16 protein-coding genes and 2 tRNA genes are annotated in these 16,995 nt (G+C 71.9%); 10 read left to right on the top strand and 8 right to left on the bottom strand.

The window, feature by feature from the left end:
• Nucleotides 1-4 precede the first annotated feature (4 nt).
• Entirely contained in the window at nucleotides 5-547 is a 543-nt protein-coding gene (locus AB0L29_RS11860; protein ID WP_365825931.1) for a PPA1309 family protein, read from the bottom strand.
• 163 nt (nucleotides 548-710) lie between these two features.
• Here AB0L29_RS11860 and AB0L29_RS11855 point away from each other — a divergent pair, with 163 nt between their 5' ends.
• The 4 genes from AB0L29_RS11855 (at nucleotide 711) to AB0L29_RS11840 (ending at nucleotide 5,937) form a co-directional block, all read left to right on the top strand.
• The gene (locus AB0L29_RS11855) at nucleotides 711-3,641 is read left to right on the top strand and encodes a UPF0182 family protein (RefSeq protein WP_365825997.1); all 2,931 of its coding nucleotides are present in this window, start codon (nucleotides 711-713) and stop codon (nucleotides 3,639-3,641) included.
• 41 nt (nucleotides 3,642-3,682) lie between these two features.
• Nucleotides 3,683-3,756, top strand: a tRNA-Met gene (locus AB0L29_RS11850).
• Between the two features lie 209 nt (nucleotides 3,757-3,965).
• On the top strand, nucleotides 3,966-5,783 hold the full coding sequence (locus AB0L29_RS11845; RefSeq protein ID WP_365825929.1) for a tetratricopeptide repeat protein: 1,818 nt from the start codon (nucleotides 3,966-3,968) through the stop codon (nucleotides 5,781-5,783).
• 80 nt (nucleotides 5,784-5,863) lie between these two features.
• A tRNA-Met gene (locus tag AB0L29_RS11840) sits at nucleotides 5,864-5,937 on the top strand.
• A 144-nt stretch (nucleotides 5,938-6,081) separates the two neighbouring features.
• On the opposite strand, the gene AB0L29_RS11835 is transcribed toward AB0L29_RS11840, so the two are convergent.
• Nucleotides 6,082-6,498 carry a Fur family transcriptional regulator gene (locus tag AB0L29_RS11835; RefSeq protein WP_365825927.1) on the bottom strand — a complete coding sequence of 139 codons (417 nt, stop codon included), beginning with the start codon at nucleotides 6,496-6,498 and terminating at the stop codon, nucleotides 6,082-6,084.
• Nucleotides 6,499-6,643: 145 nt separating this feature from the next.
• Here AB0L29_RS11835 and AB0L29_RS11830 point away from each other — a divergent pair, with 145 nt between their 5' ends.
• Nucleotides 6,644-8,095 (top strand): catalase, encoded by a 1,452-nt coding sequence (locus tag AB0L29_RS11830; RefSeq protein ID WP_365825925.1) that lies wholly within the window; start codon nucleotides 6,644-6,646, stop codon nucleotides 8,093-8,095.
• A gap of 247 nt (nucleotides 8,096-8,342) precedes the next feature.
• Here the strand turns inward: AB0L29_RS11830 and AB0L29_RS11825 are convergent, their stop codons facing one another.
• Together AB0L29_RS11825 and hisN are read right to left on the bottom strand one after the other, a co-directional pair.
• Nucleotides 8,343-8,735, bottom strand: coding sequence for a CBS domain-containing protein (locus AB0L29_RS11825; protein WP_365825923.1), 393 nt, complete (start codon nucleotides 8,733-8,735; stop codon nucleotides 8,343-8,345).
• A gap of 109 nt (nucleotides 8,736-8,844) precedes the next feature.
• Complete coding sequence (gene hisN, locus AB0L29_RS11820) at nucleotides 8,845-9,645, bottom strand: histidinol-phosphatase (RefSeq protein WP_365825921.1); 801 nt, start codon at nucleotides 9,643-9,645, stop codon at nucleotides 8,845-8,847.
• A 251-nt stretch (nucleotides 9,646-9,896) separates the two neighbouring features.
• Here hisN and AB0L29_RS11815 point away from each other — a divergent pair, with 251 nt between their 5' ends.
• A complete protein-coding gene (locus AB0L29_RS11815; protein WP_365825919.1) occupies nucleotides 9,897-10,505 on the top strand; it encodes a TetR/AcrR family transcriptional regulator in 609 nt (202 codons plus the stop codon).
• Between the two features lie 17 nt (nucleotides 10,506-10,522).
• Here the strand turns inward: AB0L29_RS11815 and AB0L29_RS11810 are convergent, their stop codons facing one another.
• The 4 genes from AB0L29_RS11810 to AB0L29_RS11795 all read right to left on the bottom strand — a co-directional run bounded on the left by AB0L29_RS11810 (nucleotide 10,523) and on the right by AB0L29_RS11795 (nucleotide 14,170).
• Nucleotides 10,523-10,846, bottom strand: coding sequence for a multidrug efflux SMR transporter (locus AB0L29_RS11810; RefSeq protein WP_189901049.1), 324 nt, complete (start codon nucleotides 10,844-10,846; stop codon nucleotides 10,523-10,525).
• Between the two features lie 132 nt (nucleotides 10,847-10,978).
• On the bottom strand, nucleotides 10,979-11,989 hold the full coding sequence (rsgA, locus tag AB0L29_RS11805) for a ribosome small subunit-dependent GTPase A (protein ID WP_365825918.1): 1,011 nt from the start codon (nucleotides 11,987-11,989) through the stop codon (nucleotides 10,979-10,981).
• A gap of 17 nt (nucleotides 11,990-12,006) precedes the next feature.
• Nucleotides 12,007-13,323: a 3-phosphoshikimate 1-carboxyvinyltransferase gene (gene aroA, locus AB0L29_RS11800; RefSeq protein ID WP_365825916.1), complete on the bottom strand. Its 1,317-nt coding sequence runs from the start codon at nucleotides 13,321-13,323 to the stop codon at nucleotides 12,007-12,009.
• 124 nt (nucleotides 13,324-13,447) lie between these two features.
• A complete protein-coding gene (locus AB0L29_RS11795; RefSeq protein WP_365825914.1) occupies nucleotides 13,448-14,170 on the bottom strand; it encodes a M50 family metallopeptidase in 723 nt (240 codons plus the stop codon).
• A 50-nt stretch (nucleotides 14,171-14,220) separates the two neighbouring features.
• On the opposite strand from AB0L29_RS11795, the gene AB0L29_RS11790 reads away from it, so the two are divergent.
• The 4 genes from AB0L29_RS11790 to rsrA all read left to right on the top strand — a co-directional run bounded on the left by AB0L29_RS11790 (nucleotide 14,221) and on the right by rsrA (nucleotide 16,994).
• On the top strand, nucleotides 14,221-15,036 hold the full coding sequence (locus tag AB0L29_RS11790; RefSeq protein WP_365825912.1) for an SOS response-associated peptidase: 816 nt from the start codon (nucleotides 14,221-14,223) through the stop codon (nucleotides 15,034-15,036).
• Between the two features lie 28 nt (nucleotides 15,037-15,064).
• Nucleotides 15,065-15,706: an alpha/beta family hydrolase gene (locus AB0L29_RS11785; RefSeq protein ID WP_365825995.1), complete on the top strand. Its 642-nt coding sequence runs from the start codon at nucleotides 15,065-15,067 to the stop codon at nucleotides 15,704-15,706.
• A gap of 275 nt (nucleotides 15,707-15,981) precedes the next feature.
• Nucleotides 15,982-16,668 carry an RNA polymerase sigma factor SigR gene (gene sigR / locus AB0L29_RS11780; RefSeq protein WP_365825910.1) on the top strand — a complete coding sequence of 229 codons (687 nt, stop codon included), beginning with the start codon at nucleotides 15,982-15,984 and terminating at the stop codon, nucleotides 16,666-16,668.
• Nucleotides 16,665-16,994 carry a mycothiol system anti-sigma-R factor gene (rsrA, locus tag AB0L29_RS11775; RefSeq protein ID WP_365825908.1) on the top strand — a complete coding sequence of 110 codons (330 nt, stop codon included), beginning with the start codon at nucleotides 16,665-16,667 and terminating at the stop codon, nucleotides 16,992-16,994. The genes sigR and rsrA overlap by 4 nt, the downstream gene beginning before the upstream one ends.
• Nucleotide 16,995: the final 1 nt, after the last annotated feature.

Raw genomic sequence — 16,995 nt, 5'->3', positions numbered from 1 at the left:
GGGGCTACTCCTCGAACGTCGCCGCCAGCGCCTCCGCCAGGCCGGGCACCAGGTCGGAGCCGGTGAGGACCTCCGTGGGGGAGTCCTTCTCGCGCAGCCGCAGGGCCGACTCGCGGGCGCCGTCGCGCAGCACCGCGACCGTCATGCGCACCTCCTGGCGGTCGGGGTGCTCGGCCACCCACTTCGTCAGCGCGGCCTCGTCGAGATCCTGCGGAACCTGCGCCTCCGCGGACGGCGGCAGCATCAGCCGCTCCACGGCGAGGGCGCAGCCGGTCACCGCGTCGGGCCAGGCGATCGTGCCGAGGAACTCGTCCAGCGGCTTGCCCGCCGGAATCTCGTCCTGCTCGATCGGGGTGAGGTGGGAGGTCTCCGGCTCGTCGCCCAGACCGAGCCGGTCGGCGAGCGAGGGCTGCTCGGCCCGCAGCCGTGCGGTGTCGACGAGGGCGAAGAGGCGGGCGGGCTGGTCCCAGCCGAGACCGGAGACGTACTCGTCGATCTCGAGCACGGCCCGGGTGAGCGGGTTCGCCGCCATGGGAGTGTTGGACATGGTCACAATCCTGCCTCGTTCCCGGCCGGAATCGGGAACCGAGTAAACGGTGAGTAAGTTGCATAGGTGTGGGCCCACGATCAGGGGGGACCACGGACGGTCCGCGAACACGCGGGCCTGACGAATCAACAGCGACTTCGAGGTGCGCACCTTGGCTTTCCAGATGCCGGACCGCGGCGGAGGCCCGACGGGGCCACGGATGAGAGTGGGCCGCCCGTCCCGGCGTGTCCGGACCCTGCTCATGACGCTGGGCGTCCTGGCCGTCCTCGGCATGGCGTTCACCATGTTCGCGGGCTTCTGGACGGACTGGCTCTGGTACCGGTCGGTGAAGTACTCGTCCGTCTTCACCACCACCCTGGCGACGAAGATCGGGCTGTTCTTCGTCTTCGGCCTGCTGATGGCCCTCGCCGTCGGCTTCAACATCTGGCTGGCGCACCGGCTCAGGCCGCCGCTGAGCGCCATGTCGATGGAGCAGCAGAACCTCGACCGTTACCGGATGGGCATCGCGCCCTACAAGAAGTGGCTGCTGCTCGGGGTCACCTCCCTGGTGGGCCTGATCGCCGGCGCCTCCGCCTCCGGCCAGTGGCGGACCTGGCTGATGTGGGTCAACGGCGTGTCCTTCGGCGAGAAGGACCCGCAGTTCCGGCTGGACGTCTCCTTCTACGCCTTCGACCTGCCCTGGTACCGGTTCCTGCTCGGCTTCGGCTTCGCCGCCACGATCCTGTCGGTGATCGCCGCCGCGCTCACCCACTACCTGTACGGCGGGCTGCGCGTCACCAGCCCGGGCGCGCGCGCCACGGCCGCCGCCACCGGGCACCTGTCGGTGCTCCTCGGGATCTTCGTCGCCCTGAAGGCGGTCGCGTACTGGCTCGACCGGTACGGACTCGCCGTCAAGTCCAGCGACTTCAAGGCGACCGACAACTGGACGGGCCTGAGGTACGTCGACGCCAACGCCTACCTGCCGGCCAAGACCATCCTGTTCTGCATCGCCGTGATCTGCGCGCTGCTGTTCTTCGCCACCCTGTGGCGGCGCACCTGGCAGCTGCCCGTGATCGGCTTCGGCCTGATGGTGCTCTCGGCGATCCTCATCGGCGGCCTGTACCCGGCGATCGTGCAGAAGTTCCAGGTCCAGCCGAACGAGCAGGCCAAGGAAGCGCCGTACGTCGAGAAGAACCTGAAGGCGACGCGTGAGGCGTACGGCATCGACGGCACCAAGGTCACCGACTACTCGGGCACGAGCAGGACCGCGGACAAGGCGACGCTGCGGGACGACGCCGACGCCACGGCGAGCATCCGCATCATGGACCCGAACATCGTCTCGCCGACGTTCCAGCAGCTCCAGCAGATCAGGAACTACTACGCGTTCCCGACCAACCTGGACGTCGACCGCTACGCCGAGGACGGCAAGGAGCAGGACACCGTCATCGGTCTGCGCGAGCTGAACCTCGCGGGCATCCCGAAGAAGAACTGGATCAACAACCACTTCCGTTACACCCACGGCTACGGCGTCGTCGCCGCCGAGGGCACCAGCGCCGACGCCCAGGGCCGCCCGGTCTTCACCGAGTCCGACCTGCCGTCCAAGGGCGACCTCGGGACGTACGAGCAGCGGGTCTACTACGGCGAGAAGACCACCACGTACTCGATCGTCGGCGGTCCCCAGAAGGAGATCGACTACTCCGACGACAACGGCGAGAAGACCACCAGCTACAAGGGCGACAGCGGGGTCAACCTCTCCAGCCCGGTGAACCGGGCCGCGTACGCGGCGGCCTTCGGCGAGCCGCAGATCCTGTACTCCGGCGCGATCGGCGAGGGCTCGCGGATCCTGTACAACCGCACGCCCAAGGAGCGCGTCGAGGCGGTCGCCCCGTGGCTGACCATCGACGGCGACGCCTACCCGGCGGTCGTGGACGGCCGTATCCAGTGGATCGTCGACGCGTACACGACCACGAACGGATACCCGTACTCCTCCCGCACCACCCTCGGCGACACGACGGCCGACTCGCTGACCGCCACCAACGACAACCGCGCGGTGGTGGCCCAGCAGAACCAGGTCAACTACATCCGCAACTCGGTGAAGGCGACCGTCGACGCCTACAGCGGCGAGGTCAAGCTCTTCCAGTGGGACACCGAGGACCCGGTCCTGAAGACTTGGATGAAGGCCTTCCCGGGCACGGTGGAGTCCAAGAGCGAGATCTCCGACTCGCTGATGGCCCATCTGCGCTATCCGCAGGACCTGTTCAAGGTCCAGCGGGAGCTGCTCACCCGCTACCACGTGAAGGACGCGACGACGTTCCTCAGCGGCAGCGAGGTGTGGCAGGTGCCCGACGACCCGACCAACCGGACGGGCGACGCGGTGCCGCCGTACTACCTGAGCATGAGGATGCCGGACCAGAAGGCGCAGGCGTTCTCGCTGACGACGACCTTCACGCCCAACGGCCGGGACAACCTCAGCGCGTTCATGGCGGTCGACGCCGAGGCGGGCACGCCCGACTACGGCACGATCAGGATCCTGAAACTGCCGACGAACACGACGGTCAACGGACCCAAACAGGTCCAGAGCCAGTTCAACTCGCAGGAGGACATCGCCGAGTCGATCAGGCTGCTGCGGGGCGGCGACTCGGAGGTCGAGTACGGCAACCTGCTGACCGTGCCGCTCGACGGAGGACTGCTGTACGTGGAGCCGGTCTACGTACGCGGCGGTGGACTCAAGTACCCGCTGCTGCGGAAGGTGCTGGTGACCTACGGCGGCGAGACCGCCTTCGAGAACACCCTGGAGGAGGCCCTCGACAAGGTCTTCGGGGCGGAGGGTTCGACGCCGACGCCCGAACCGCCGGACGAGGGCGGGGACACGCCACCGCCGCCGGCGTCCGACAACCCGACGGTCGAGGAGGCGCTGGGCGACGCCCAGGAGGCCTTCGAGGCCGGCCAGGAGGCCCTGAAGAACAACGACTGGGAGGCGTACGGCCGGGCGCAGAAGGACCTCGAGGACGCCCTGCGGCGGGCGGAGGAGGCGCAGGCCCGGGCCGGCAGGGCCGCCGACGGCGGCCCGAGCCCGAGCCCGAGCCCCGATGCCGGCCGTGAGGGCACAGGCTGATCAAGCCCTCCCCGCGTCGTGGTACGGTGGTGACACAACGACGCGGGGTGGAGCAGCTCGGTAGCTCGCTGGGCTCATAACCCAGAGGTCGCAGGTTCAAATCCTGTCCCCGCTACTGAAGAAGCGAAGGCCCGGATTCCGCAAGGAATCCGGGCCTTCGTGATGTGTGAACGCATGTGCTGGCGCGGTGTGCGGCCGTGCCGACGGGGGGAGTTGGGCCGATCTGTGTTTGACTTGTCTCTCTGTGGGCATGTCGACAAAACGCTGAAGTGACCTCACTGACTGCGGTATACCAGGTGTACCCAGGTTGCAGGTGGTGCGACGATGGACGTTATGGGGGACAAGGCAACTCTGTTCGGGACAGGGCGTTTTGTGCAGCTTTCCAGCCGGGAGGACACCCCGGACGAAGCCGGGGAGATCGCCGACGAGGCGGCCGAGGAGCTGCGCCGGCGGCTCGCCGCCGAGGCCGGTGACGTCGAGGCGATGAGCGTCCTCGGCGCCATGCTGCTGCGCCGGGGCGATCTGGACGGAGCCGAACCCCATCTGCGTGCCGCCACCGCCGCGGGCGACCGCGCCGCCGCCAACAACCTCGGGGTCCTTCTGCACCAGCGCGGGTACGCCGACGAGGCCGCCGGATGGTGGCGGATCGCCGCCGTCGCCGGATCCGCCGCGGCCGCGCACGCGCTCGGCCGGCACCACCGTGAGCGCGGCGACGAACCGGCCGCCGAGTACTGGCTGCGCCAGTCCGCCGAGCAGGGGCACGTCCTGGGCGCGTACGCGCTCGCCGAGCTGCTGGAGCACCGCGGGGACGCCGGCGCCGAGCAGTGGATGCGGGCCGCGGCCGAGCGCGGGCACCGGGAGGCGGCGTACCGCCTGGCACGGGCACTGGACCGGCGGGCCGCGCAGGAACCCGACGGCGACGACGGTGCCCGCCTGCTGGAGGAGGCCGCCCAGTGGTACCGGCAGGCCGCCGCGCGCGGACACCGGCGGGCCGCGCTGTATCTCGGGGCGATCCTGGAGAGGCGCGGCGAGCTCAAGGAGGCCGGGCGCTGGTACCTGACGTCCGCCAAGGACGGGGAGGCGCGGGCCGCCTGCGCGCTGGGCTTCCTGCTGCGGGACGCGGGCGACACCGAGAACGCCGCCGTGTGGTGGCTGCGCGCCGCGCAGGACGGCGACGGCAACGCGGCCAACGCGCTGGGCGCGCTGCACGCCGAGCGGGGCGAGACGCAGACCGCCGAGCGCTGGTACCGGGCCGCCATGGACGCGGGAGACGTGAACGGCGCGTACAACCTGGGCCTGCTCTGCGCCGAGCAGGACCGCACCGCGCAGGCCGAGCAGTGGTACCGGCGGGCCGCCTACGCCGGGCACCGGGAGGCGGCCAACGCGCTCGCGATCCTGCTGCTGCAGGGCGGGGACGAGGCGGGCGCGGAGCCGTGGTTCTCCAAGGCCGCGGAGGCCGGCAGCGTGGACGCCGCGTTCAACCTGGGCATCCTGTACGCCGGGCGGGGCGAGGAGGACGCCGCCCTGCGCTGGTACGAGCGGGCCGCGGCCGCCGGGCACACGGAAGCGGCGCTCCAGGTGGGGATCGCGCGGCTGCGGGACGGGGACGAGCAGGAGGCGGAGCGGTACCTGAGGTGCGCCGCTGGGGGCGGCAGCGCCGAGGCCGCGTACCGGCTGGCGACCGTGCTCGACGCGCGGCGGCCGCCGGAGCCCGCGCACGAGCTCGGGGAGCCGGTGCACCGGCGCAGCGAATGCGAGGAGTGGTACGAGCGGGCGGCCTCCCAGGGCCATCGGCGGGCGCAGGTGCGGGTGGGCATGCTCGCCGCGGCGCGGGGCGACGTGGTCGAGGCGGCGCGGTGGTACCGGGAGGCGGCCGAGGCCGGATCCCGCAACGGCGCGTTCAACCTGGGACTGTTGTTGGCCCGGGAGGGGAGCGAGCCGGAAGCGGTGGTCTGGTGGAAGCGGGCGGCCCAGGCCGGGCACGGTCGGGCGGCGCTCCGGCTGGCCCTGGTCTACGCGCGTCGGGGGGAGCTGGCGGAAGGGCAGAGGTGGGCCGACCGCGCGGTGGCGATCGGTCCGGAGGCTGTCGCGGAGCGGGCGGCGCGGCTGCGGGACGCGCTTCGGCAGGAGCTGTCGGCGTGACGGGCGAGCCGGCCGGGGGCGGTGCGCCGACAAGCGATTTGCTTCCGTCCGCGTCCTTGACGTAACGTTGCATTCACCGACGCGGGGTGGAGCAGCTCGGTAGCTCGCTGGGCTCATAACCCAGAGGTCGCAGGTTCAAATCCTGTCCCCGCTACTGAAGGCCGAGGGCCGGAACCCGAAAGGGTTCCGGCCCTCGGTGCGTTGGGGGACGTCTCGCCGGCCGCGGAGCGGATCGAGGGCGCGCGCAGCGCGAAGCCCCGGCACGCCTCGGTGCCGGGGCTTGGGGAGAACCGGGGAGCTACGCCTTCGCGCAGTCCGGGCAGAGGCCGCGGTAGGTCACCTCGACGTCCGAGACCGTGAAGCCGAAGCGCTCCGAGTCGGGGAGGTCGGCCAGCGGGTTGCCCTGCGGGTGCACGTCCCGGATCGCGCCGCACCGGGCGCAGACCAGGTGGTGGTGCGGACGGTGGGCGTTCGGGTCGTACCGCTTGGCGCGCTTGTCGGTGCTGACCTCGATCACCTCGCCGAGCGATACCAGCTCGCCCAGCGTGTTGTAGACGGTCGCCCGGGAGATCTCCGGCAGCTTCGCGACGGCCCGGGCGTGCACCTCGTCGGCCGTCAGGTGGACGTGTTCGCCGTCGAGGACCTCGGCCACCACACGCCGCTGCGCGGTCATCCGCCATCCGCGTCCGCGCAGCCGATCCAGAAGGTCACTCATGCAGACCAGCCTAACAGCAAGGGGGACCAGGTCCCGAACCGGTGTGAATTTGGAACTTCACTTGACTTAGACATTGTCCATTGTAGGATCGGGCATGGCTTTAGCCAAGCGACAGGAATGGACAGAAGTGACGCAGGAGGCGTACGTGACGCAGGGGCCGCTTACGACGGAGGCCGGTGCTCCGGTAGCCGACAACCAGAACAGCGAGACCGCGGGTATCGGCGGCCCGGTGCTCGTCCAGGACCAGCTCCTCCTGGAGAAGCTGGCCCACTTCAACCGTGAGCGCATCCCGGAGCGCGTGGTGCACGCCCGTGGCGCGGGTGCCTACGGCACCTTCACGGTCACCGCCGACGTCACCCGGTACACGCGCGCCAAGTTCCTCTCCGAGATCGGCAAGCAGACCGAGGTCTTCCTGCGCTTCTCGACGGTGGCCGGCAACCTGGGCGCGGCGGACGCCGTCCGCGACCCGCGCGGTTTCGCGGTGAAGTTCTACACCGAGGAGGGCAACTACGACCTCGTCGGCAACAACACCCCGGTGTTCTTCATCAAGGACGCCATCAAGTTCCCGGACTTCATCCACACCCAGAAGCGCGACCCGTACACGGGCTCGCAGGAGGCGGACAACGTCTGGGACTTCTGGAGCCTGTCGCCCGAGTCCACGCACCAGGTGACCTGGCTGTTCGGTGACCGCGGCATCCCCGCCTCGTACCGGCACATGGACGGCTTCGGCTCGCACACCTTCCAGTGGAACAACGAGGCCGGCGAGGTCTTCTGGGTCAAGTACCACTTCAAGACCGACCAGGGGATCAAGAACCTCACCGCCGAGGAGGCCGAGATCCTCGCGGGCAAGGACCCCGACTCCCACCAGCGGGACCTGCGCGAGGCCATCGAGCGCGGCGAGTACCCGAGCTGGACCGTGGGCGTGCAGATCATGCCGGCGGCCGAGGCGGCGACCTACCGCTTCAACCCGTTCGACCTGACCAAGGTGTGGCCGCACGCGGACTACCCGGTCATCGAGATCGGCAAGCTGGAGCTCAACCGCAACCCGCAGAACATCTTCGCCGAGGTCGAGCAGTCGATCTTCTCCCCGGCGCACTTCGTGCCCGGCATCGGCCCGTCCCCGGACAAGATGCTCCAGGGCCGCCTGTTCGCGTACGGCGACGCCCACCGCTACCGCGTCGGCATCAACGCCGACCAGCTGCCGGTGAACCGTCCGCACGCCACCGAGGCGCGCACCAACTCCCGTGACGGCTTCCTGTACGACGGCCGCCACAACGGAGCGAAGAACTACGAGCCGAACAGCTTCGGCGGCCCGTTCCAGACCAACCGCCCGCTGTGGCAGCCGGTTCCGGTCACCGGCGGCACGGGCAACCACGAGGCCCCGGTGCACGCCGAGGACAACGACTTCGTCCAGGCGGGCAACCTGTACCGGCTCATGACGGAGGACGAGAAGGAGCGCCTGATCGCCAACCTGGCGGGCTCCCTCTCGCAGGTCTCGCGCGAGGACATCGTCGACCGCGCGATCGGCAACTTCCGCCAGGCGGACGACGACTTCGGCAAGCGGCTGGAGGCCGCGGTCCAGGCCCTGCGCGGCTGATCACCAGCACTGGACCGCTTGTCGCGGCGACGGGCCGGGCCCCCGGAGGGGCCCGGCCCGTTCGGCGTTCCCAGGGCCTGTCGTCGGACTCCCGCCTGCCCCGCGACGCCCTGCACGCCCTCTCGCCGCACCGGGTGCAGACCTGATTGCATCCCGTACGAGGGCCGGCGCCCGGCACGCCGGGAGCACGCACCCGACGCCGCGGGGCCCGCCCTCCGGGCGGACGACGGGAGGTCGGCGACAGACCCTAGGCCGGTACCCGCTGCCGTGCGGGTGCCCAGCAGCGGATGATGTCGCGGACCGAGACGATGCCGGCGGGCTCGCCGCGGTCGAGGACGACGAGGTGGCGGAAGCCGCCGTGCGCCATGGCGCGGGCCGCCTCCTCCAGGGTCCAGGCCGGGGCGGCGAACACGACGTCGGTGGTGGTGTGGTCGTGGGCGCGTTCGGTGTCGGGGTCCTGCCCCCGGCCGACCGCGTTCAGGACGTCGCGTTCGGTGAGGATGCCGATGCCGCCGGCGTCGGGGTCGTGGACCACGGCCGCGCCGACCCGGCGGGCGGACATCAGCGCGGCGGCCTGACGGAGGGTGTGGGTGGGGCCGATGGTGAGGACGATCGTGCTCATGGCGTCGCGGACGAGCATGGATGGAGCCACCTCCTGGTGTGTCCCCGCCGTTCGTTCGACTTTTCACAAGTTCACAAGTCCGGGGCTCCCAGAGTGACAGGCAAAGGGAGGGTCAACAAGGGGGCGGTCAGTAACGACCGTTGAGGTATCCCAGCAACTCGTCGTGCAGCAGGCCGTTCGACGCGGCCGCGTTGCCGCTGTGCGGGCCGGGCCGGCCGTCCAGGCCGGTGAAGGTGCCGCCCGCCTCGGTGACGATGACGGCGTTGGCGGCCATGTCCCACAGGGACAGCTCCGGCTCGGCGCACAGGTCGACCGACCCCTCGGCGACCATCATGTACGGCCAGAAGTCGCCGTAGGCGCGCGTGCGCCAGACCTTGCGGCCGAGGTCCAGGAAGCCGTCCAGGCGGCCCTGCTCCTCCCAGCCGCCGAGCGAGGAGTACGCGAAGGAGGCGTCGGCGAGCTCGGAGACGCGCGAGACCTGCAGACGGGTCGCCTTCGTCAGGCTGCGGCCGGTGAAGGCGCCGTGGCCCTTCGCGGCCCACCAGCGGCGGCCGAGGGCGGGGGCGGAGACGACGCCGACGACGGGCTGGTAGCCTCCCTCGCCGGCTTCCATCAGGGCGATGAGGGTGGCCCAGACGGGGACGCCGCGCACGTAGTTCTTGGTGCCGTCGATCGGGTCGATCACCCACCGGCGGGGGCCGGTGCCCTCGACGCCGTACTCCTCGCCGAGGATCGCGTCACGGGGGCGGGCGCGCTGCAGGTGGCGGCGGATGAGCTCCTCCGCCGCCTTGTCCGCTTCGCTCACCGGCGTCATGTCCGGTTTGGTCTCGACCTTCAGGTCGAGGGCCTTGAACCGGTCCGTCGTCGCGGCGTCCGCGGCGTCCGCGAGGACGTGGGCGAAGCGCAGGTCGTCGAGGTAGTCGGGCATGTGACGACGGTATCGGGCGAGGCCGGGGCGGGGCCACAGGGGGCCTGGAGGACGGGCGCGCGGAGGTGCGCGGGAGCGGGCCGTGCGGCTTCGCGCCGGGCGTGCGCCCGGCGGCCCGCACCGCCCGCCGCGAACACCCCGGGCGTCCGGTCCCGCAGCGCCTCCGTCTGCCTCCGAGGACCCTTGACAGCCCCTCCGGGCGCGTCAAACCTGGGCGCAGTGCCGCTCGTCCCGAGGGGACCAGGGAGGCGATGATGCCTGCAGCGCGGGAGTCCCTGCTGGACGCCGCTTACACGGCGCTGGCGCGCCGGCCGTGGTCCGCCGTGCGCATGGTGGACGTGGCCGCGGCGGCCGGAGTGTCCCGGCAGACGCTGTACAACGAGTTCGGCAGCAAGGACGGACTCGCCCGGGCGCTCGTCCGCCGGGAGGCGGACGGGTGCCTCGCCGGCGTCGAGCGCGTCCTCGCCGGGCACGGCGACCCCCGCGAGCGGCTCACGGCGACCGCCGAGTGGCTGGCGTCGACGGCCCGCGAGAACGCCCTGGTGCGCGCCATGCTCACCGGCTGCTGGAGCGAACGGCTGCCGTCACCGGCCCTGTCGGCCGTGCCGCCCTCCTGCGCCCTCCCGGCCCAGCGCCGCGCCGACGGCCCGCTGCCCTCACCGGGCGACTTCGTCGCGCTCGTCCGCGACCGCGCCGTGGCCGTCCTGTCCGGCCCCGGCACGCCCGCGCCGGACACCGCCGACCTGGCCCGCTCCTGCGAACTGGTGGTCCGCCTCGCCCTGTCCTGCGTGGCCGCCCCGCCGGACGGGGGCGGCGTGGCCGGCCTGGTGCGCGGTGTCCTGCACCGGCAGCCCGGGTGACGCGGCCTGAGGGCGCGTCAGTGCGCCGATCCCGACAGCTGCAGCCCGATCACCCCGACGATCACCAGCGTGATCGACACGATCTTCAGGGTCGACACCAGGTCGCCGAGGAACACCATGCCGTAGATCGCCGTGCCCGCCGCGCCGATGCCGGTCCACACCGCGTACGCGGGACCCACGTCGAGCTTCTTCAGCGCCAGGGTCAGCAGCCCGAAACTGCCGAGGGCGAAGGCGCAGAACGCGATCGTCGGCCACAGCCGGGTGAAGCCGTGCGACAGCTTCAGGCACACGGCGAAGCCCGTCTCGAGCAATCCGGCCACGATGACCAGCAGCCACGCCATGTGTCGTCCTCCCGTTGTGCCACGCCTGTGACCGCTTCGTCATGTTCCGCTCGTGCTGGCTCCGGCTCGGTGCGAGTATGCACTTACCGTCAGCACGCCCTGACAAACACGCCATGACGAACAACGCGAGGGTCAGTCGCCTTCCCCGTGCTCCCGCGTGGACAGCAGCCTGCGCAGCGAGTACAGCCGTGCCGGATCGGCGTGCCCCTCGGCCACCCACGCGTCCAGCGCGCAGTCCGGCTCGTCGTGACTGCACGCGCGGGGACAGCCCTCCGTGCCCGGCGCGAGGTCGGGGAAGGCGTGGATGACGCGGGACGGGTCGACGTGGGCGAGGCCGAAGGACCGCACGCCCGGGGTGTCGATGACCCAGTCGTCGCCGCCCGCCAGCGGCAGCGCCAGCGCCGACGTCGTGGTGTGGCGGCCGCGTCCCGTCACCGCGTTGACGTGGCCGGTGGTGCGGCGCCGGTCCTCGGGGACCAGCGCGTTGACCAGTGTCGTCTTGCCGACCCCCGAGTGACCGACGAACGCCGTGATCCTGCCCCTCAGGTGCGCGCGCACGCGGTCCGCCGCATCGCCGTTCTCCAGTTCCTCGCGGCTGGTGACGACGTACGGGATGTCCAGGTCCCCGTACAGCTCCAGGAGTTGGTCGGGCGGCGCGAGGTCGGACTTGGTGAGGACCAGCAGCGGCTCCAGGCCGCCGTCGTAGGCCGCGACCAGGCAGCGGTCGATCAGGCGGGGACGCGGCTCGGGGTCGGCGAGGGCGGTGACGATGGCCAGCTGGTCGGCGTTGGCGACGACCACGCGCTCGTAGGGGTCGTCGTCGTCCGCGGTGCGGCGCAGGACCGAGGTGCGCTCCTCGATCCGCACGATCCGCGCCAGGGTGTCCTTCGTGCCGGACAGGTCGCCCACGAGCGCCACCCGGTCGCCGACGACCGCGGCCTTGCGGCCCAGCTCCCGGGCCTTCATCGCCATCACCACCCGGTCCCCGACGAGACACGTCAGGCGACCCCGGTCGACGGTGAGGACCATGCCCTCGGCCGCGTCCTCGTGCTTGGGGCGGATGTTCGTCCGCGGCCGGGTGTTCCGGCGTCCGGGACGGGTGCGGATGTCGTCCTCGTCGGTGTGCTTGCCGTAGCGGCGCATGATGGTCCCTCGCGCCCCTATGCCCCGAGCATCCCGGTCCACAGCTCGGGGAAGTCCGGCAGGGTCTTCGCCGTCGTGGCCACGTTCTCGATCTGCACGCCCTCCACCACCAGGCCGATGATCGCGCCGGCGGTGGCCATCCGGTGGTCCTCGTAGGTGTGGAAGATCCCGCCGTGCAGGCGGCGGGGGCGGATGTGCAGACCGTCGGCGGTCTCGGTGACGTCGCCGCCGAGCTCGTTGATCTCCTTGGTGAGCGCGGCCAGGCGGTCCGTCTCGTGCAGGCGCAGGTGGGCCACGCCGCGCAGGGTCGAGGGCGAGTCGGCCAGGGCCGCCACCGCCGCGATGCCCGGCGTCAGCTCGCCGACCTCGCTCAGGTCCACGTCGATGCCGTGGACGGACCCGGAACCGGTGAACTCCAGGCCGTACTCGGTGAGCCGGCAGGAACCGCCCATCTCGGTGAAGATCTCGCGCAGCCGGTCACCCGGCTGGGTGGTGCGGGCCGGCCAGTCCGGGACGACGACCCGGCCGCCGGTCACCAGCGCCGCCGCGAGGAACGGCTGGGCGTTGGACAGGTCCGGCTCGACGGTGAGGTCCCGGCCGAGCAGGGCGCCGGGGGTGACCCGCCAGACGTTCGGCTCGCCGCCCGACTCCGGGGTGTCCACCTGGGCGCCGACCGCGCGCAGCATGTCGACGGTCATGCGGATGTGCGGCAGGGAGGGGAGCGTCGCGCCGGTGTGGCGGACCTCCACGCCCTGGTTGAAGCGCGGACCGGACAGCAGCAGGGCGCTGACGAACTGGGACGAGGAGGACGCGTCGACCGCCACCGTCCCGCCGTCCAGGGCGCCGCCGCCGTGCACGGTCATCGGCAGCGCGCCGCGGCCGTCGTCGTCGATCCGGGCGCCGAGCCGGCGCAGCGCGTCGATGACGCCGTTCAGGGGGCGCTCGTACGACCGGGGGTCGCCGTCGAAGCGGACGGGGCCGTCGGCGAGGGCGGCGACCGGCGGCAGGAAGCGCATCACCGTGCCCGCGTTGCCGACGTCGACGGCGGCCGGGCCGCGCAGGCCCGTGGGCAGCACCCGCCACGCCTCGCCGGTGCCGTCCGGGCCGATCCCCTCCTCGATCTCGACGCCCATGGCCCGCAGGGCGCCGGCCATCAGCAGCGTGTCGCGGGAGCGCAGGGGGCGGCGCAGCCAGCCGGGCTCGGAGGCCAGGGCGGCGAGCACCAGGGCACGGTTGGTGACCGACTTGGACCCGGGCACGTGGACCGTCGCGTCGACGGCTCCGCTCGCGTGCGGGGCGGGCCAGAGGGCGGTGTGTGCGGGGTTCAGGGCCATGGCCCCACTTTATAAGGAGGCCGTTGCCGGGACCGCCGTCCGGGCGCGGGTGCGTTGTGGCTGGTCGCGCCCGCGCGGCGGCGGCGCACGCCGGCACCGCCCGCCCCCTTTCCGGCCCGGCCGGTCACACCCCCAGCAGCCAGCGGCCCCCGCCGAGCAGCGAGCACAACGACACCGCGTGGAACAGGAAGAACCACAGCCCCGCGGGGACGTGCGTCAACCGCGACAACTGGTCGGCGTCCGAGTCGCCCGCCCCGCCCCGCGCCCGCTTGGCCTGCAGCTCGAACGCCGGGCGCACCCCGCCCAGCAGCAGGAACCACACCACCGCGTACGCGAACGCCGCCTGCACCTGCGGCCCGGTCAGCCAGGACACCAGCACGAACGTGCCGCCGGCGAGGAACACGGTCAGCGCGCCGTACGCGTTGCGGATCATCACCAGCATCGCCACCAGCAGGAGCGTGGCCAGCCACAGCAGCAGCGTGATGCGGCCGGTGGACAGCAGCGCGGCGCCGCCCAGGCCGAGCAGCGGGGGAGCGGTGTAGCCGGCGGCCGCGGTGAGGATCATGCCGAGGCCGTGGGGCTTGCCGCGGCTGAGGGTCAGGCCGCTGGTGTCCGAGTGCAGCCGTATGCCGGTCAGGGTCCGGCCGGTGAGCAGCGCGACGAGCCCGTGGCCGCCCTCGTGGGCGATGGTGATCGCGTTGCGGGAGACACGCCACAGGACGTGCGGGACGACCACGGCGAACGCCGCGGCCAGGGTCGCGATCACCACCCACAGGTCGGGATCGGGCTGGGTCCCCGAGACCTCGTCCCAGAGGGAGGCGAGCGAGGCGGATGCGGTGTGGTCCATGGGCGCTGAGGGCTCCTCCTGGTCGTGCGGAGTCTGGCAGTGTGGCACGTATGTGCGGACGGTATGCAGCCAGTCGTGGACCAGAGGATCTCGCGGGCATCTTCGGGATCGAGAAGTGGGAACCGGAGGAGATCCTGGGGCCCGACTACAACGTGGCGCCCACCAAGGAGGTCCACGCCGTCCTGGACCGCCCCGTGAAGGGCGCGGACGACCCGCGGCCGGTCCGGCAGCTGCGCCGGCTGAAGTGGGGGCTGGTCCCCTCCTGGGCGAAGACCCCCGAGGGCGCGGCCCGGATGATCAACGCCCGCGCGGAGACCGTCCACGAGAAGCCGTCGTACCGCCGCGCCTTCGCCGCCCGGCGCTGCATCCTGCCCGCCGACGGCTACTACGAGTGGGTCACCGGCGCGCAGGAGCGCGAGCTGGAGGTCGAGGGGCGCAGGAAGCGGCCGCGCAAGCAGCCGTACTTCGTGCTGCCCGCCGACGGGTCCGTCTTCGCGATGGCCGGCCTCTACGAGTTCTGGCGGGACAGGACCCTGCCCGACGACCATCCGCAGGCCTGGTGGGCGACCTGCTCGGTGATCACCACCGAGGCCGAGAGCACCCCGCTGGCCGTGGCTCCCGCCGAGGGCCCGGGCTCGCTGGCCGACATCCACCCCCGGATGCCGCTGATGCTCACCCCCGACCGCTGGGACGCCTGGCTCGACCCGTCCCGCACGGACCCCGACGACCTGCGCGAGCTGCTGGCCCCGCCGCCCCCGGGGCTGATGCGGGCCTACCCCGTCTCCACGGCCGTGAGCAACGTGCGCAACAACGGGCCGGAGCTGCTGACGGAACTGGAGGCCCCGGAGGAGGGCACACTCTTCTGACGTGACGAGTGTGACGGGCATGGCGGGCATGGCGGGCGTGACGAGCGAGACGGTCGAGACGGACGCGGGAACCGCCCGCGTCACCTGGCACCGGGCGACGGGCAAGGCACGGCTCGTCCTGGCCGTGGGCCACGGCGCCGGCGGCGGCATCGAGGCGCGCGACCTGCGCGCCCTGGCCGCCGTCCTGCCTGCCCACGGCGTGACCGTCGCCCTCGTCGAGCAGCCCTGGCGGGTGGCCGGCAGGAAGGTGGCCCCCGCGCCGAGGACGCTGGACGCCGGCTGGCGCGGCATCTGGCCCGCGCTCACCGCGCCGGGCCTGCCGGTGGTCTCGGGCGGGCGCAGCGCCGGGGCCCGGGTGGCCTGCCGTACCGCCACCGAGCTCGGCGCGCACGCCGTGCTCGCGCTCGGCTTCCCGCTGCACCCGCCGGGCAGGCCGGACAGGTCCCGCGCCGGGGAACTGCTCGGGACCGGGGTGCCCACGCTCGTCGTGCAGGGCGGCAACGACCCGTTCGGAAGGCCCGGCGAGTTCCCCGAGGGGCCCTACGAACTGGTCGAGGTGCCCCACGGCGACCACGGCTTCGCCGTCCCCAAGCGTGCCGCGCTCACCCAGGACGAGGCCGTGGCGCTGATCACCGGCGCGGTCGTGAGGTGGACCGGGTCACTCGGGTAAAGCTTCGGGAATGTCGCGACACCCTGCGCTGTTGTGGCGAACGTACGTGCCGGGAACCGGCACGAGCCGTCGTAGGAGAGGAAGTCCGCCGCATGGGTTCGACCTTCTGCCCGAGCCGTGGCCGCGCCGACCTGGACTGGACGGTGCTGCACGCGGCGACGACCGCCCCCGGGAGAGCGGCGGGCGGACGGAACCGGCAGGCGCCCCCGACCGTGGGTCGTCTATCCTCCGATTCGAGTGGGATCGGTTACGGTCCCACGCCATCACTGGAGGAGGTGGGTCCGGTCACTGGGACCGACGCAGGGACCGAAAACGGCCAGGCGGAGCAGCCCGAGGGCCAGGGCGGCACGGGCGCTGAGACGACCGCCGAGCGCAGCGCGCGCTTCGAGCGGGACGCACTCGAGTTCCTCGACCAGATGTACTCGGCCGCGCTGCGCATGACGCGCAACCCGGCCGACGCCGAGGACCTGGTGCAGGAGACGTACGCCAAGGCGTACGCGTCCTTCCACCAGTTCCGCGAAGGCACCAACCTCAAGGCGTGGCTGTACCGGATCCTCACCAACACCTTCATCAACTCGTACCGCAAGAAGCAGCGCGAACCGCAGCGCAGTGCGGCCGAGGAGATCGAGGACTGGCAGCTCGCCCGCGCCGAGTCGCACATGTCGACGGGCTTGCGCTCCGCGGAGTCGCAGGCGCTCGACCACCTGCCCGACTCGGACGTGAAGGAAGCGCTCCAGGCGATCCCCGAGGAGTTCCGCATCGCCGTCTACCTCGCGGACGTGGAGGGCTTTGCCTACAAGGAGATCGCCGACATCATGGGGACACCCATCGGTACGGTGATGTCCCGGCTGCACCGGGGCCGCCGTCAACTGCGCGGCATGCTCGAGGACTACGCCCGCGAGCGCGGACTGGTCCCGGCCGGCGCCGGAGAGTCGAACGAAGCGAAAGGCTCGGGGTCATGAGCTGCGGTGAGCCGCACGAGACGGATTGCAGCGAAATCCTCGATCATCTCTACGAGTTCCTCGACCGTGAGATGCCGGATGCCGAGTGCACCAAGTTCGAGCACCACTTCGAGGAGTGCTCGCCCTGCCTGGAGAAGTACGGGCTCGAGCAGGCCGTGAAGAAGCTGGTCAAGCGGTGCTGCGGGCACGACGACGTGCCGGGCGACCTGCGGGCCAAGGTCATGGGGCGGATCGAGCTGATCCGCTCCGGTCAGGCCGTGCCCGACCAGGAGGTCACCGCCGCGCCCGCGCCCCCCGCGACGCCCGTCACGCCGCAGGAGTCCTGAC

Source organism: Streptomyces sp. NPDC052701, assembly GCF_040678355.1.
Classification (GTDB): domain Bacteria; phylum Actinomycetota; class Actinomycetes; order Streptomycetales; family Streptomycetaceae; genus Streptomyces.
The sequence above is the reverse complement of the archived record's forward strand: the minus strand, read 5'-3'. Positions and strand labels throughout refer to the sequence as shown.

Bases quoted from the DNA above. Each gene is read 5' to 3' on its own strand.
- rsgA (WP_365825918.1), bottom strand. From the start codon at position 11,989: ATGCGCCGCTACGGCAAGCACACCGACGAGGACGACATCCGCACCCGT.
- AB0L29_RS11795 (WP_365825914.1), bottom strand. From the start codon at position 14,170: ATGGACCACACCGCATCCGCCTCGCTCGCCTCCCTCTGGGACGAGGTC.
- AB0L29_RS11825 (WP_365825923.1), bottom strand. From the start codon at position 8,735: ATGCTCGTCCGCGACGCCATGAGCACGATCGTCCTCACCATCGGCCCC.
- rsrA (WP_365825908.1), top strand. From the start codon at position 16,665: ATGAGCTGCGGTGAGCCGCACGAGACGGATTGCAGCGAAATCCTCGAT.
- AB0L29_RS11860 (WP_365825931.1), bottom strand. From the start codon at position 547: ATGTCCAACACTCCCATGGCGGCGAACCCGCTCACCCGGGCCGTGCTC.
- AB0L29_RS11810 (WP_189901049.1), bottom strand. From the start codon at position 10,846: ATGGCGTGGCTGCTGGTCATCGTGGCCGGATTGCTCGAGACGGGCTTC.
- AB0L29_RS11785 (WP_365825995.1), top strand. From the start codon at position 15,065: ATGGCGGGCGTGACGAGCGAGACGGTCGAGACGGACGCGGGAACCGCC.
- aroA (WP_365825916.1), bottom strand. From the start codon at position 13,323: ATGGCCCTGAACCCCGCACACACCGCCCTCTGGCCCGCCCCGCACGCG.
- AB0L29_RS11845 (WP_365825929.1), top strand. From the start codon at position 3,966: ATGGACGTTATGGGGGACAAGGCAACTCTGTTCGGGACAGGGCGTTTT.
- AB0L29_RS11815 (WP_365825919.1), top strand. From the start codon at position 9,897: ATGATGCCTGCAGCGCGGGAGTCCCTGCTGGACGCCGCTTACACGGCG.
- hisN (WP_365825921.1), bottom strand. From the start codon at position 9,645: ATGCCCGACTACCTCGACGACCTGCGCTTCGCCCACGTCCTCGCGGAC.
- AB0L29_RS11855 (WP_365825997.1), top strand. From the start codon at position 711: ATGCCGGACCGCGGCGGAGGCCCGACGGGGCCACGGATGAGAGTGGGC.
- AB0L29_RS11790 (WP_365825912.1), top strand. From the start codon at position 14,221: ATGTGCGGACGGTATGCAGCCAGTCGTGGACCAGAGGATCTCGCGGGC.
- AB0L29_RS11835 (WP_365825927.1), bottom strand. From the start codon at position 6,498: ATGAGTGACCTTCTGGATCGGCTGCGCGGACGCGGATGGCGGATGACC.